The organism is Flavobacterium sp. (assembly GCF_044377315.1).
Taxonomy (GTDB): domain Bacteria; phylum Bacteroidota; class Bacteroidia; order Flavobacteriales; family Flavobacteriaceae; genus Flavobacterium.
On sequence record NZ_JBILJG010000004.1, the window covers coordinates 43663 to 59072 of the forward strand.

13 protein-coding genes are annotated in these 15410 nt (G+C 31.8%); 3 read left to right on the plus strand and 10 right to left on the minus strand.

Annotated elements, in window-relative coordinates:
* Positions 1–23 precede the first annotated feature (23 nt).
* The 3 genes from ACIQ66_RS02170 to ACIQ66_RS02180 all read left to right on the plus strand — a co-directional run bounded on the left by ACIQ66_RS02170 (position 24) and on the right by ACIQ66_RS02180 (position 3369).
* Complete coding sequence (locus ACIQ66_RS02170) at positions 24–1916, plus strand: ATP-dependent DNA helicase RecQ (protein WP_396211168.1); 1893 nt, start codon at positions 24–26, stop codon at positions 1914–1916.
* 50 nt (positions 1917–1966) lie between these two features.
* Positions 1967–2914: a methionyl-tRNA formyltransferase gene (gene fmt, locus ACIQ66_RS02175; RefSeq protein ID WP_396211169.1), complete on the plus strand. Its 948-nt coding sequence runs from the start codon at positions 1967–1969 to the stop codon at positions 2912–2914.
* A gap of 152 nt (positions 2915–3066) precedes the next feature.
* Entirely contained in the window at positions 3067–3369 is a 303-nt protein-coding gene (locus ACIQ66_RS02180) for an HU family DNA-binding protein (protein WP_396211170.1), read from the plus strand.
* A 54-nt stretch (positions 3370–3423) separates the two neighbouring features.
* Here the strand turns inward: ACIQ66_RS02180 and ACIQ66_RS02185 are convergent, their stop codons facing one another.
* The 10 genes from ACIQ66_RS02185 to ACIQ66_RS02230 form a co-directional block, all read right to left on the minus strand.
* Positions 3424–5097, minus strand: coding sequence for a formate--tetrahydrofolate ligase (locus ACIQ66_RS02185; RefSeq protein WP_396211171.1), 1674 nt, complete (start codon positions 5095–5097; stop codon positions 3424–3426).
* A gap of 30 nt (positions 5098–5127) precedes the next feature.
* Complete coding sequence (locus ACIQ66_RS02190; RefSeq protein ID WP_396211172.1) at positions 5128–5583, minus strand: RES family NAD+ phosphorylase; 456 nt, start codon at positions 5581–5583, stop codon at positions 5128–5130.
* Positions 5584–5585: 2 nt separating this feature from the next.
* Positions 5586–6098 carry an antitoxin Xre/MbcA/ParS toxin-binding domain-containing protein gene (locus ACIQ66_RS02195; RefSeq protein ID WP_396211173.1) on the minus strand — a complete coding sequence of 171 codons (513 nt, stop codon included), beginning with the start codon at positions 6096–6098 and terminating at the stop codon, positions 5586–5588.
* A gap of 71 nt (positions 6099–6169) precedes the next feature.
* Positions 6170–8884 carry a DNA gyrase/topoisomerase IV subunit A gene (locus ACIQ66_RS02200; protein WP_396211174.1) on the minus strand — a complete coding sequence of 905 codons (2715 nt, stop codon included), beginning with the start codon at positions 8882–8884 and terminating at the stop codon, positions 6170–6172.
* A 101-nt stretch (positions 8885–8985) separates the two neighbouring features.
* Positions 8986–9360: a GxxExxY protein gene (locus ACIQ66_RS02205; RefSeq protein ID WP_396211175.1), complete on the minus strand. Its 375-nt coding sequence runs from the start codon at positions 9358–9360 to the stop codon at positions 8986–8988.
* 108 nt (positions 9361–9468) lie between these two features.
* The gene (locus ACIQ66_RS02210; protein ID WP_396211176.1) at positions 9469–11328 is read right to left on the minus strand and encodes a DNA topoisomerase IV subunit B; all 1860 of its coding nucleotides are present in this window, start codon (positions 11326–11328) and stop codon (positions 9469–9471) included.
* A 135-nt stretch (positions 11329–11463) separates the two neighbouring features.
* Positions 11464–12432 (minus strand): transglutaminase domain-containing protein, encoded by a 969-nt coding sequence (locus tag ACIQ66_RS02215; protein WP_396211177.1) that lies wholly within the window; start codon positions 12430–12432, stop codon positions 11464–11466.
* 10 nt (positions 12433–12442) lie between these two features.
* The gene (gene ychF / locus ACIQ66_RS02220; protein ID WP_396211178.1) at positions 12443–13537 is read right to left on the minus strand and encodes a redox-regulated ATPase YchF; all 1095 of its coding nucleotides are present in this window, start codon (positions 13535–13537) and stop codon (positions 12443–12445) included.
* Positions 13538–13678: 141 nt separating this feature from the next.
* Positions 13679–14845 (minus strand): hypothetical protein, encoded by a 1167-nt coding sequence (locus tag ACIQ66_RS02225; protein ID WP_396211179.1) that lies wholly within the window; start codon positions 14843–14845, stop codon positions 13679–13681.
* Positions 14846–14956: 111 nt separating this feature from the next.
* Positions 14957–15307, minus strand: coding sequence for a 4Fe-4S dicluster domain-containing protein (locus ACIQ66_RS02230; protein ID WP_396211180.1), 351 nt, complete (start codon positions 15305–15307; stop codon positions 14957–14959).
* Between the last annotated feature and the right edge of the window lie 103 nt (positions 15308–15410).

Consider the following 15410-nt stretch of genomic DNA (forward strand, 5'->3'; position numbering starts at 1 on the left):
ATCCTAATTCGTAATTGATAAAAATGTCTAAACCATTAGAAATCCTTCAACAATACTGGAAACACGATGCGTTTAGAGCTCCGCAAGAGGAAATAATTTCATCAGTTTTAAACGGAAAAGACACTTTCGGATTAATGCCAACTGGTGGCGGAAAATCAATTTGTTTTCAAGTTCCAGCCATGATTATGGACGGAATTTGTTTAGTTATTTCGCCTTTAGTAGCACTTATGAAAGATCAAGTGCAAAATCTTCAAAGCAAAGGGATAAAAGCAATCGCACTAACAGGTGGAATTCGTCAAGATGAAATAATAGATTTACTCGACAATTGCCAATATGGAAATTACAAATTTCTATACCTTTCACCCGAAAGATTACAAAACGATTGGATAATCGAACGAATTAAAAATTTACCAATCAATCTAATCGCTATTGATGAAGCGCATTGCATATCACAATGGGGACACGATTTTAGACCTTCATATTTGAAAATTGTAAAGCTTAAAGAATATTTTCCAAAAGTTCCTTTTTTGGCATTGACAGCTTCGGCAACTAAACGTGTTCAAGAAGATATTTTTGTGCAATTGCAACTCAATAATCCTGCAATATATACCAAATCATTTGCACGAGACAACTTAGCATACATGGTTGTTGAAATCGAAGACAAACTCTATATAATTGAGCAAATTCTTCGTAAAAATCCGCAGCCATCTATCATATATGTTACCAATAGAAAAGCATGCTCTGATACTGTTTCACAACTTAAAAAACTCGGATTTACCGCTACTTTTTATCATGGTGGCTTATCAGCTAAAGAAAAAAATAACCAAATGCAACTTTGGATGGACGAGAAAGTACAAGTTATGGTGGCAACAAATGCATTCGGAATGGGAATTGACAAAGCCAATGTAAAAACGGTCATTCATCTTCATTTTCCGCAAAATTTAGAAAATTATTATCAAGAAGCAGGTCGAGCCGGTCGAAATGGCGCTAAAGCATACGGTATTTTATTAGCCAATTCATCTGACTTAATTCACGCAGAAGAACAATTTTTGGGAAGTTTACCTGATAAATCTTTCTTAAATTTAGTTTTCGTCAAACTGTGTAATTTCTTCCAAATCGCTTATGGAGAAGGAATTGACGAACAATTTAGTTTTAACTTGAACCAATTTTGTACCAAATATAATTTTCCTACTTTAAAAGTCTATAATACTATGCAGTTTTTGGATAGACAAGGTATTATCTCTCTTTCGCAAGAATTTTCAGAAAAGATTTCGTTACAATTTATCATCGAAAGTAAAGAAGTCATTAGATATATGAGTTTGAATCCGCAAGATGAAGAAATTATTTTAGCCATTTTACGAACTTATCCCGGAATTTATGAAACCTTAACAGCTTTCAATCTTCAATTGATTGCTAAAAAATCCAATTCAGCAGAAAATCAAGTTTTGGCCGTTTTAAAAAAGTTGAAAGAAAAATATATTATTGAATATATCGCTAAAAATAATGACGCTACAATAGTTTTTAATGAAGTTCGCGAGGACGAAAAAACCATAAATCGTGTTTCAAAATTCTTGGAAGCCCAAAATCAATTGAAAACACATCAGTTAAAATCGGTTTTGTACTATATAAAGGAAAAAAATACTTGCAAGAGCAAATTGTTGTTGCGTTATTTTGGTGAAATTAAAGAAGAAGATTGTGGCATTTGCTCGTATTGTGTTGCTAAAGCAGTACCTAAGAAAAGTACAAAGTCAATTGCTGAAAAAATTATTAGTTTGTTAAAAATACAAGAATTAAATTCGAGAGCTATTCAAAAAATGACCAAATTACCCAAAGACGATGTTATCTTTGCGCTTCAAGATTTATTGGAAAAAGATATTGTTATTGTAAAACCAAACAATCTATATTCACTTAAATAAAACTGAGATTAGTTTCGCTAAGGCGAACAAGTCGAAAACTCTTAAAATTAATGGAAAAACTAAGAATCGTATTTATGGGAACACCTGAATTCGCCGTAGGCATTTTGGACACCATAATCAAAAATAATTATGAAGTTGTAGGAGTGCTAACGGCAGCAGATAAGCCAGCAGGTCGCGGTCAGAAAATAAAATATTCGGCTGTCAAAGAATATGCTTTAGAAAATAATTTAAAACTTTTGCAACCAACCAATTTAAAAGACGAAACTTTTTTAGCTGAATTAAAAAGTTTGAATGCTAATTTACAAGTTGTTGTGGCTTTCAGAATGTTGCCAGAAGTTGTTTGGAAAATGCCAAAACTAGGAACTTTTAATCTACATGCATCGTTGCTACCCAATTATCGTGGAGCAGCACCAATAAACTGGGCTATTATTAATGGAGAAACTAAAACCGGAGTTACGACTTTCTTTATAGATGATAAAATTGACACAGGTGCCATGATTTTGAGCAAAGAAACACCAATTTATGAAATCGAAAACGCTAGAGAATTACATGATAGATTACTGAAAATAGGAAGTGAAGCTGTTGTCGAAACATTAGCTTTAATCGGAGGTGGCAATGTTACTACAACCATTCAAAAAGATTCAAGTAGTATAAAAACGGCTTATAAACTCAATCGGGAGAATTGCAAAATTGATTGGAATGTTTCAGGAAAACAAATTCTTAATCTAATTCTTGGGTTATCCCCTTATCCAGCAGCTTGGTGTTTGTTTAAAGATGGTAATGAAGAATGGAGTGTGAAAATTTATGAAGCAAAATTAAGTTTAGAAAATCATTCATTTGCTATTGGAACAATCATTTTCACCAAAAAAGAATTAAAAATTGCTGTACAAGATGGCTTTATTGAGGTTTTAAGCCTCCAATTTCCTGGAAAAAAGCAGATGAAAATTGCAGATTTGCTAAACGGGATTACATTTTTGAATACAATTAAAGCTTTGTGAGACCATGATTTTGTTAAATAATGGTAAAAATACAACTCTAAAAAGCTGGGTTTATCAACAAAAGCTATGATTTATCAACAAAATGAGTGAAAACGATATTAATCACTTGCGAGGATTATATTTTCTACTAAATTTGTGTGATTAACAAAAAAATGTTTAACCAACAATTAAAAACTATTATTATGAACAAATCAGAATTAATCGACGCTATTGCTGCCGATGCTGGAATTACTAAAGCTGCAGCTAAATTAGCATTAGAATCATTTTTAGGAAACGTAGGTGGTACTTTGAAAAAAGGTGGAAGAGTATCTTTAGTAGGTTTCGGATCATGGTCAGTTTCTAAAAGAGCGGCTAGAGACGGAAGAAATCCTCAAACAGGAAAAACTATCAAAATTGCTGCAAAAAATGTAGTGAAATTTAAAGCTGGAGCGGACTTAGAAGGTTCTATAAACTAATCTAGTTTTACTTTGATATAAATTAAACGCTTCGAGACTATCGAAGCGTTTTTTTTATGACAATCCTGTTATTCTACCATCATTGTCAATATCTATTCTTTCAGCATTTGGAACAGCTGGTAATCCAGGCATTCTCATTACATCTCCAAGCAATGGAACTATAAATCCTGCACCACTGGCTATTTCGAATTCTCTTACTGTTATGTCAAAATTCGTAGGTCTTCCAATGAGCTTCTCATTATCAGAAAAACTGGCTGGTGTTTTGGCCATACAAACCGAAAATTCATTAAAACCTAAATCATTTATCATCTTCAATTGTGCTCTAGATTTAGAAGAAAATTCAACAGAATTGGCACCATAAACTTCTTTGGCAACACAATTTATCTTATATTCAATCGAATCTGATTTTTTATACAAACTTTTGTAGTTTACCTTGCCTTTATTAATTTCTTCTACCACTTTTTCAGCTAGTCTTGCCGAACCTTTGCCACCTTCAACAAAAGATGTACTTACAATTGCAGTTACACCTTTTGTTAAGCACAATTCTTTCAATTTATCATATTCCTCATTAGTATCTTCAGGAAAAGCGTTGATGCAAACGACAGGATTGATTCCAAATTTCTGAATATTTTCAATATGTTTTTCTAAATTACAAAAACCATTTTCAATAGCTGATACATTAGGAACTTTCAATTCATAATCGCTCATTCCTGCGTGATACTTAATTGCTTTCAAGGTTGCAACTAAAACAACCGCATCGGGTTTCAAACCACTTTGAGCACATTTTATATGGAAGAATTTTTCAGCGCCCAAATCGGCACCAAATCCAGCTTCAGTAACTACAAAGTCACCAAGAGAAAGTCCAGTTTTAGTAGCGATTACTGTATTGGTTCCTTGTGCAATACTTGCAAATGGTCCACCATGAAGAATTGCTGGGTTTCCTTCTAAGGTTTGCACTAAATTAGGTTTTAAGGCATCTTTTAGCAAAACCGCCATCGCTCCTACTACTTTCAAATCTCTTGCAAAAATCGCTTTCCCATCAAAAGTTTTTCCAACAAAAATATTTCCTAAACGGAATTTCAAATCCTCTAAATCTTTAGACAAACAAAGAATTGCCATAACTTCAGAAGCGGGTGTTATATTGAACCCATCTTCACGCATTATTCCATTTGCTTTGGCACCAACTCCAATTATTATTTGACGTAGCGAACGATCATTCACATCCATCACACGTTTCCAAGTAATAGATTTTGGGTCTAAATTCAAAGAAAACTTAGGGTTTTGCAGATTATTATCGATAATGGCAGAAAGTAAGTTATTGGCTTTTTCAATTGCAGAAAAATCACCTGTAAAATGCAGATTAATATCTTCCATAGGAACAACTTGAGCATAACCGCCACCAGCAGCGCCACCTTTCATTCCAAAAACGGGTCCAAGCGATGGTTCTCGCAAAACTGCAATTGCTTTTTTACCAATGTAATTCAACCCGTCTGTCAAACCAATAGACATGGTAGTTTTTCCTTCTCCATATTTGGTAGGCGACATTGCAGAAACCAAAATTAATTTTCCTTTAGGATTTTCCGCTTGAAGTTTTGAAGGCAATTTGGCTTTATACTTTCCATAGTATTCTAAATCGTCCTCTTGAATATTTATTTTTTCAGCAATTTTTCTAATGTGCTGTAAAGTTGCATTTTGAGCAATCTCAATATCGGATGGAAATGTAGGCATTATTTAATTTTTTAAAATATTTAAAAATTTTTATTTTTTTATTCTAAAATCGAATTCGTATTCTTCAATATTGATGATTTTCATACCTTCAGAATCAATTTTTAATGGATTAATTATAAAATTATATTCATTAGAAATTACAACAGAAGGCAAACGAAGAATTGGAAAATTTGAATTACTCAATTTTTCTGAACCGAAAATTTTAGTTGAAGAACTGGAAGGAATTGAATTCCAAATAGGTGGTAAATCTTTCTTATCGATAAACTCAATTAGATGATCATTAATTTCAATAATTGAAAAAAACAACCTCGAAGGCATAAAATCTATGTTTACATTTACAGAATATTCAAGCAAAGCTAAAGCTCTACTTTGTGAAGTATAAAGACACGGAGAGCCAATTAAATTCCATCTTCCTCCATACAATTTTGCACCATAACCACTTAAATCGTTTGCATATTGTTCTTTGGTTATTCTATATACTAACATATTTAAGAGTAAATACCGTGTTCAATTCTGCCTATAATGTTTTTTATTTCTTCTCTACCAAATTGATTATCAATTATATCAAAAGGTTTTTTATTCCCTAAAGATTTATTTGATGTAAATAACCAAGAATTAAACTTTTCTTCGTCTTCAAAAACCTCATAACCATAAGAATATAAATCTGTAAGTGCCAAAATTCTCTCAGAAATACCTTCACTATAAAAATCTGACTTATTATTTATTAAAGTAGCTCTTGTTACAGAAAGTGCTTGGGATAATTTATCATAATCTAGATGAGCTTTTAATTTAAAATTTTCTAAATCAGATTTTTTGATACCTTTTTCTAACAATTCCATTTTCTCTAAAGAAGTCAATTTATTGATAGGTACAGAAATACCTGACACAATTGACTTCCAAAAACTAGTTGATACAAATGAAGAATATGCCATTACAGGTTCATTTACTACATTCAAATTGTCATTTGTAGCTTTTGAATATTTTATTTGCTTTTTTGACACAGTATAATTATTTTAAAATCATAGTGCAAATTTATACTTTACATAATGATTTTCAAAATATTTCTTCACTTTTATTCCAAACTTAAAGTAATTTGTCCATCTTCGTCTAATTCTGTTTGAATATCTTCAGTTACATTATCTTCAACAGAAACTTTCATCTCCTCTGGAGCTTCTATAAAAGGTTCTTCATAAGGCAATGGCTCTAAAAGATTAACTTGTTTTAATTTATCAGTCGTCAATTGATTTCCAATAGCTTTTATGCCTTTGACCGCAATAAATTGCTCTAAATCAATAGTTTGATTTTCTTTTTGAACACCTTTTACTTTTGCAAAAATAATTTCAGCAATTGGACGCCAATCGGTAGAAACAATTTCTAATTGTGATTTTTCGTGTTCGGTGATAAAAATCTCTTCTTTATTTTCGTTTTCAACCAAAAAGCGTTTTACAAAATATCGCTCTTTTTCTCCATCATAATAAATGGTAGAAATAGGTTTTTTAGGATGCCATTTCTCCAACACAATCATATCTTCATCAAAATGTGTTGTCAATTCTGGAATAATTGTTTTCAATTTTCCAGATTGATTGATAATCAAGAGTCTGTCATTTGGTCTGAATTCACCCAACAACTCTCCTCTTCCATCAACATTCAAACGTTGAACTGTATCATCAAACCAAACTTTTCTCGGACGTAAAGTTGAAATTCCTTTTTCCTTCAACTCTATTTTCTTGATAGGATATTTGGTAACGGTATTTCCTCTTGAAGCTCTACCTTTTATGGCAATATCGGCAAAATCTAAATCCCATTTCAATTTTTTAACGCTACCTACTTGACGGAGTAAAATGGTAATTGTTTCGGCTTCTCCATTTGGATTGGCAGAAAAATATAATACTTGAGAACCTGGTTTTTCTTGTGTTAAATCGTAAAATTTATCACGAGTAACTCCAGAAACATTAAAACGTTTTATAAAAGTCGAACCATTTTTACCATCACGATACATCATATTGTAAATAGTTCGCTTGTCATTTTTATCAAAAACGGCAATGTGAATAATATCTTTTCCAACAAATTTTTTATCGTCAACTTTGGCTACCATCATTTTTCCATCACGCAAGAAAACAATAACATCATCAATATCAGAACAATCGGCTACATATTCATCTTTTTTTAAACCAGTTCCAAAGAAACCTTCTTCTTTGTTTACGTATAGTTTTGTATTTCTCAAAACTACCTTTGTAGCTTCAATATTTTCAAAACTTCTTAACTCGGTTTGACGCTCGCGACCTTTTCCGTATTTCTCTTTTAATTTGGCAAAATAATCAATGGCAAAATCAATTAGATTATCTAAATGATGTTGCACTTCTTTCATTTCGTCTTCCAATTTGGCAATAAAATCATCCGCTTTATCTGAATCGAAACGCGTTATACGAATCATTGGAATTTGCGTTAATTTTTGCAAATCGTCGTCTTCAATCTCTCTTACAAATGATTTTTTGAATGGCTCAAATCGTTTGTACATGTATTCGTAAAGCGATTCTCTATCAGAATACAATTTGAAATCAATATACATTTCTTCACGAATGAAAATCTTTTCTAAAGTAGAAAAATGCCATTTATTTTTAAGTTCTTCTAATTGAATTTCGAGTTCTTTCTTTAATAATTCAACCGTTCTATCTGTCGAAATTTTCAGCATATCAGAAACTCCAATGAACAACGGTTTGTTATCTTCAATAACACAACCCAAAGGCGCCACAGATGTTTCGCAAGCCGTGAAAGCATACAAAGCATCAATTGTTTTGTCTGGAGAAACCCCTGGAAATAAATGAATTAAAATCTCAACTTCTGCAGCTGTATTGTCTTCAATTTTCTTGATTTTGATTTTACCTTTTTCGTTGGCTTTCAAAATACTATCAATCAAAGTCGATGTATTGGTTGAAAACGGAATTTGAGTAATTACCAATGTTTGTTTATCAAATTGCGAAATTTTAGCACGAACACGAACTCGTCCGCCACGCAAACCATCGTTATAATTAGAAACATCAGCAATACCAGCAGTTTGAAAATCTGGGTATAATGTAAAAGGTTTTCCTTTTAAAATTTTAATCGAAGCATCAATCAGTTCATTAAAATTGTGTGGCAACACTTTAGTAGAAAGTCCAACCGCAATTCCTTCTGCACCTTGAGCCAAAAGCAATGGGAACTTTACTGGAAGATTATTCGGTTCGGCACGACGACCATCATACGACATTCCCCAATCAGTAATTTTTGGCGAATACAAAACTTCTAAAGCAAATTTTGACAAACGTGCTTCAATATATCTTGAAGCCGCAGCGCTATCTCCGGTTAGAATATTTCCCCAGTTTCCTTGACAGTCAATCAACAATTCTTTCTGACCAATTTGCACCATAGCATCACCAATACTCGCATCTCCGTGTGGATGATACTGCATGGTGTGTCCAACGACATTGGCAACTTTATTGTAACGACCATCATCCAACTCTTTCAATGAGTGCATAATACGACGTTGCACTGGCTTGAAACCATCTTCAATCGCAGGCACAGCACGCTCAAGAATTACATAGGAAGCGTAATCCAAAAACCACTCTTTGTACATTCCTGTAACTTTGGTAATGGTATCTTCTGGATTCTCGTCGTTTTCGTAAAAATGATTTCCGCCTCTTGAAACTATGTCCTCAAAGCCTTCGTCTATACTTTCATCGTTGGTTGAATCGTCTAACTCGTCGTTAGTTTCTTCTTCGTTAATGTTATCTTCTTCTTCGTCTTTCATATTTTTTGTAGCCCTATGTTACTCAAAGTTTTCACAATGTTTCACAATTTTTTTTTAGTATCACAGAGTTTCACAATGTTTTGCACAAAGTTTCACAATGTTTATAATATCACTCTTTTAATACCATCTTTCAATGATCTTTTATAAAAATTTAATAGCAAGCCTAATTTACAATCTGAAAGTCGCATATAAGTTAAACATTGAGCGGTATGTTCAATTGTAAAATCTTCAACAACTTTTAATTCAATTATAACTTTTTTATTTACAATTATGTCAACTCTATAACCGCAATCAAATTTTATTTCATCATAAATTACTGGAAAAGCTTTTTCTTGCTCAACTTCTAATCCGCAATTTGCAAGTTCATAAGCCAAACATTCTCTGTAAACTTTTTCTAATAAACCTGAACCAAGTTTGGTATGTACTTTAAAAGCACAATCTAAAATGATTCGACTTATTTCATTTTCTTCTTGCATATTTTATTTTTTAGCACAATGCTACGCTAAGTTTTCACAAAGTTTCTCTATGCTTTAAAAATTCGTAGTGTGACTTTGTGCTTTACATTGTAAAACTTTGTGCTACCATCATTTCTCCACCAACTCCTTATCCAATTCGACTTTCAGATTATTGATAATGAACGTCTGTCTGTCTGGTGTGTTTTTACCCATATAGAATTCTAACAACGTTTCAATTGACGTAGCTTTATCTAACATCACAGGATCTAATCGAATGCTTTCTCCAATGAAATTCTTGAACTCATCTGGAGAAATTTCTCCCAATCCTTTAAATCGGGTTATTTCTGGTTTTGGTTTTAGTTTTTCAATCGCATCTCTTCGCTCTTCGTCTGAATAGCAATAGATGGTTTCTTTTTTATTTCGAACACGGAATAATGGCGTTTGCAAAATATACAAATGTCCTTCTTTAATCATTTCTGGGAAAAATTGAAGGAAAAAGGTAATCAATAACAAACGAATGTGCATTCCATCGACATCAGCATCGGTGGCAATTACGATGTTATTATAGCGTAAATCTTCGATGCTTTCTTCAATATCTAATGCTGCTTGAAGCAAATTGAATTCTTCGTTTTCGTACACAATTTTCTTCGACATTCCATAAGAATTCAGAGGTTTACCACGCAAACTGAAAACGGCTTGAGTATTTACATCACGGCTTTTGGTAATCGAACCCGAAGCAGAATCACCCTCGGTAATGAAAAGTGTACTTTCTAAACTTCTTGGATTTTTAGCATCGGTTAAATGCACACGACAATCACGCAATTTTTTATTGTGTAAGCTTGATTTCTTCGCTCTGTCTTTGGCTAATTTTCTTATTCCCGAAAGCTCTTTACGTTCACGTTCAGCTTGTAAAATTTTACGTAAAAGCGAATCAGCAACTTCTGGATTTTTATGTAAAAAATTATCTAATTTGGTTGTAATAAAATCATGAATGAAGGTTCGAACCGTCGGACCATTCGGACCAACATCGTTAGAACCCAATTTGGTTTTGGTTTGCGATTCGAAAACGGGTTCTTCCACTTTTATGGAAACCGCAGAAACGATTGATTTACGAATATCGGATGCTTCAAAACCTTTGTTGTAATACTCACGAATGGTTTTTACAATAGCTTCACGAAAGGCGTTTAAGTGCGTACCACCTTGCGTTGTATTTTGACCATTTACAAACGAATGGTATTCTTCGGAATATTGTGATTTACTGTGTGTTAGTGCAATTTCAATATCTTCACCTTCAAGATGAATAATTGGATATTGCATATCTTCTTCAGTAATGGTTTCTTCTAATAAATCTTTTAATCCAAATTCCGAAAGGTATTTTTCACCGTTGTAATATATTGTTAATCCGCGATTTAGATAACAATAATTTTTGAGCATTTTGATAATATACTCATTTCGGTATTTATAATTTTTGAAAATAGCTTCGTCAGCGATGAAAGCAACTTTTGTTCCTTTTCGCTTGGTTGATTCAACAATTTCTTCTTCTAATTGAAGATTTCCTTCGGAGAATTCAGCAGCTTTTTGTTGGTTATCACGAACCGATTCCACACGAAAATAATTAGACAAAGCATTCACCGCTTTGGTACCAACACCATTTAAACCAACCGATTTTTTAAACGCTTTAGAATCGTACTTTCCACCAGTATTCATTTTGGAAACTACGTCAACGACTTTTCCTAAAGGAATTCCACGACCGTAATCGCGAACGGTTACTAGTTTATCTTTGATAGTTACTTCGATAACTTTTCCTGCACCCATAACAAATTCGTCGATGCAGTTATCGATTACTTCTTTTAGTAAAATATAAATTCCATCATCTGGAGATGAACCGTCACCGAGTTTCCCAATGTACATTCCGGGACGCATTCGGATGTGTTCTTTCCAATCGAGTGAGCGTATATTGTCTTCGTCGTATTTAGTTTCGTCTGCCATTTTTAAAAAATCGAATTTGTGCTAATGTAGTGAATTTCGAAGTGTTTTTAAAATGATATTTATCAAAGTTATTAAGAATGTTTTTGACAAAAAATGGAATGTAGAAACCAAGATTGTTCAAGGTAATTTATAAAGCTACTTTACTATTATGTTGTAACCAGCAATTATCTTTCGATTAATAAATAATAGCAATGATTGATTCCCTTTATTTTTAAGAGAAATAGTATAATTAGATGGTTTTATATCAAATTCAACATACTCATTTTTTATGTCACCACTAAATCTATATTCTAAGTAATCATCATCAATATTGAAATCAACAAACTTTATATCAAAAATCTCTTCATCTGTAAAAACTCCAAAATCAGGAAGCATCAACTTAGACTCATTTTTTATAAAATCTGGAAAATATATTGGTAAATTAATGTAATCAACTTTCGATTTATCATTAATTAACAACCATTTTTCATCATCAGGATAATGATTTAAAAAAAATAATTTTGGTTCAGTAAAAAAATAAATGTCATTGTAATTAAAAACAAACTGACCTGTCTTTGATGAAATATTTCCAGCAGCAAGTGTACAATCCACGAATTTCCATTCCCCATTAATCTTAACTACATTCCAACCATGATTTGTTTCTAACTTGCTACCAATTTGTGAAGGATCACTTTTTAAGTTTCCTCTAATTAATTTACATTCTATTCCTAATTTATTTGCTAATTCATTATACAATGCAGAATATCCATAACAAACAGCTATCTTTTTATTAAAAGTAGATAAAGCTAAATCTGAATTAAATTTTTTATCTTTTTCGATTAACTCTTTATCTGTCTTATACGAGAATGCTTGAATATTTTGAGACTTAAGTTTATTTGAAAACTCAACATCATAACTAATATTTTTGCAAATCCAATAAAAAGCAGCTCTCGCTCTTTCAGATTCTGAAGAAAAATCTGAATTAATTTTTAAAACTAAATCATCAATTTTAATAAAAACTTTTGGATATGAATCAACTAAACTATCAATTTTTTCAAAACTCTGTGAGTAAAAAAAATTAGTTGCAAGCAAAAATAAAATTAAGTTGATACTTTTAAAATTCATAAAAAATTAACTACACATTAAAACGAAAATGCATTACATCACCATCTTTAACGATGTATTCTTTTCCTTCTACTCTTAGTTTTCCGGCTTCTTTACATTTTGATTCAGAACCTAATGCAGAATAATCTTCAAATGCAATAACCTCAGCACGGATGAATCCTTTTTCGAAATCGGTGTGGATTACTCCTGCTGCTTTTGGTGCTGTATCGCCAATGTTAATTGTCCAAGCACGAACTTCTTTTACACCAGCAGTGAAATATGTTTGTAATTTCAAGAGTTTGTATGCTGCACGAATTAAAACAGCCGAACCCGGTTCTGTCAATCCCATATCTTCTAAAAAAACTTGTCTTTCTTCGTAGCTTTCTAATTCGGTGATATCTGCTTCTGCTCCTACTGAAAGTATGATAACTTCGGCATCTTCGTCTTTTACTAATTCACGAACTTGGTCAACATATTTGTTTCCGCTTACGGCTGAATTTTCGTCAACATTACAAACATAAAGTACTGGTTTGTTAGTAATTAATTGAAAATCTTGCATCAATTCTTCTTCATCTTGATTTTGAGCAACAACTGTTCTTGCCGATTTTGCTTGTAATAAAGCTTCACGAATTCTATCTAAAAGTGCTTTTTCAACTTGTGCTTCTTTATTTCCAGTTTTGGCAGCACGATTTACTTTTTCTAAACGTTTTTCAACTGTTTCTAAGTCCTTTAATTGCAACTCGATATCAATCGTTTCCTTATCGCGAATTGGATTTACATTTCCACCAACGTGTACAATATTATCGTTATCAAAACAACGCAAAACGTGAATAATCGCATTACATTCTCTAATATTTCCAAGAAATTGATTTCCTAAACCTTCTCCTTTACTTGCTCCTTTTACCAATCCAGCAATGTCAACAATATCAACAGTCGCCATTTGTACGGCCTGTGGTTTTACCAGTTCTTCTAAACGAACAATTCTCGGGTCTGGTACATTTACCACGCCAATATTTGGCTCGATGGTACAAAACGGAAAGTTAGCACTTTGCGCCTTAGCATTTGATAAACAATTAAATAAAGTTGATTTTCCTACGTTTGGTAATCCTACAATTCCTGCTTTCATATCTTTTTGATATTTTTTTTATTTGGTGAAATGTAACGCAAAAGCGTTTCATTAGTACGTTTTATTTATAAAAGTGTGCAAATATAACGTATTATAACCAAGTTTCAAAAGGGTAAGAAATTGTCTATTATTGAATAGAATTTATTCTTGTCTAAGCTCTATACTTTTAATAATTTCGAACTCTTCATCGGTTGGAACAAGACCAGAATCTGTCCAATAATCAGTTAAAATTTTATTTTTTTTATTAAAAAGATTTTTGTCTTTAAAAACATCACTTTCTTCGAAACTATAATTTTGATTGCTAAAATTAGTGGTTACAAAATAATTTCTAACTTCAATTTCGGTTGTTCTGTTTTTATCAACTCGTTCAAAACCAATTTCCTCTTTCGATGACATCAAATAATAATCAGAACCATCTATTCTGTATATAGTTTTGAAAATTGACTTGTAAATATTTTTAGAACCTAGAGTGGTTTTATTTTTAACTTTAGCCAAAGTCATTGGAGAAATAACCGAGCTAACTTCAATTATCAATTTCTTTTCAGGATTATATACAACTTCGAAATCATCAAGTAAACCTACAGCATTATTTAGTGGCTTTGCCGAAATTACATAATACTCTTTATTGGAAGAATAAACTTTTATCAAAAAATCATACTCTTTAAGAGCCTTTGGTTCTAATAATGCATTTAGGTATTTGAAGTTATAATAATTTTCCATTATGTTATTAAAATTATAACCCAATAAATTATTATTTATTTCTTCCTCTACTAGACCAAAAGAACGATTTTGTTCAACTAAAATAGTAGATTTAAAATCTTTTGATTTACTAAAAATTTGAAAATTCATCAATCCATCTGTATAATAAGAATAACTTCCATTTAACTTAAAAAACTCTCTTGAATATACTTTTAGTCTTACAGGAGCAATAAGTTGATTAACAGAATTTCTAATTAATGATTTTAAAACTTTTTGTGGATGTTGCTTGCTTAAGATAATTTCATCCAAATCATTCAGATTACTTTTTAAATAGATAACATTCTCTTTTTCTTTTAAAACGGAAGTTCTAACTGTAGATTCTAAATAAGAAGTATGTGATATAATAAGATTAGAACCGCCTTTTAATTCAAAAGTGGCAATACCTTCAGAATTACTCAATAGTGTTTGCTTGCTTTTAACAACATAAACAGTAGCATCTTGTATAGGTTGATTGCTATCAATATCTTTTACAATGATAGTTTTTTCGACACTTTGCGAAAACAAATGGAGTGAAATAAATAAAAAAAATAAAGTGAAATTCCTTTTCATTTATTATAATCTTTTAACAAAAATAATTTATTTTTGTTAAAAGACACCTTAAAAATGTATTTTTTTATCGATAAAAAACACTTTTTAATGTAAAATTAACTGAAAAGAGTTTTATTCGTTGTGCAAAAATGATTGTCGATTAAGAAGTGTTTCTTCATTTTCAACATGATTTTCATCTAGAATACAACAATCTACAGGGCAAACAGCAGCGCATTGGGGCTCTTCATGAAAACCTTTACATTCGGTACATTTACCAGGAACGATGTAATATAAATCATCCGAAACTGGAGTTTGAGGTGCATCAGCATCTACCTCCGTTCCGTCTGGAAGAATAACTTTTCCTCTTAACTTTGTTCCATCTTTGTATCTCCAATCGTCTGCACCTTCATATATTGCAGTGTTTGGGCATTCTGGCTCACAAGCACCACAATTGATACATTCGTCTGTTATTATTATTGCCATATTTAAAGTTTATGAGTTTAAAAGTTTAAAAGTTTATGAGTTAAAAAAAACGCATAACTTTTTCAACTATTTACTTATTCCTATTTACTTATTATTAATTTTG

Coding starts and splice junctions, on each gene's coding strand:
- ACIQ66_RS02230 (WP_396211180.1), bottom strand. CDS start 15,307: ATGGCAATAATAATAACAGACGAATGTATCAATTGTGGTGCTTGTGAG.
- ACIQ66_RS02190 (WP_396211172.1), bottom strand. CDS start 5,583: ATGTTAGTATATAGAATAACCAAAGAACAATATGCAAACGATTTAAGT.
- ACIQ66_RS02200 (WP_396211174.1), bottom strand. CDS start 8,884: ATGAAAGACGAAGAAGAAGATAACATTAACGAAGAAGAAACTAACGAC.
- fmt (WP_396211169.1), top strand. CDS start 1,967: ATGGAAAAACTAAGAATCGTATTTATGGGAACACCTGAATTCGCCGTA.
- ychF (WP_396211178.1), bottom strand. CDS start 13,537: ATGAAAGCAGGAATTGTAGGATTACCAAACGTAGGAAAATCAACTTTA.
- ACIQ66_RS02215 (WP_396211177.1), bottom strand. CDS start 12,432: ATGAATTTTAAAAGTATCAACTTAATTTTATTTTTGCTTGCAACTAAT.
- ACIQ66_RS02180 (WP_396211170.1), top strand. CDS start 3,067: ATGTTTAACCAACAATTAAAAACTATTATTATGAACAAATCAGAATTA.
- ACIQ66_RS02170 (WP_396211168.1), top strand. CDS start 24: ATGTCTAAACCATTAGAAATCCTTCAACAATACTGGAAACACGATGCG.
- ACIQ66_RS02185 (WP_396211171.1), bottom strand. CDS start 5,097: ATGCCTACATTTCCATCCGATATTGAGATTGCTCAAAATGCAACTTTA.
- ACIQ66_RS02225 (WP_396211179.1), bottom strand. CDS start 14,845: ATGAAAAGGAATTTCACTTTATTTTTTTTATTTATTTCACTCCATTTG.
- ACIQ66_RS02210 (WP_396211176.1), bottom strand. CDS start 11,328: ATGGCAGACGAAACTAAATACGACGAAGACAATATACGCTCACTCGAT.
- ACIQ66_RS02205 (WP_396211175.1), bottom strand. CDS start 9,360: ATGCAAGAAGAAAATGAAATAAGTCGAATCATTTTAGATTGTGCTTTT.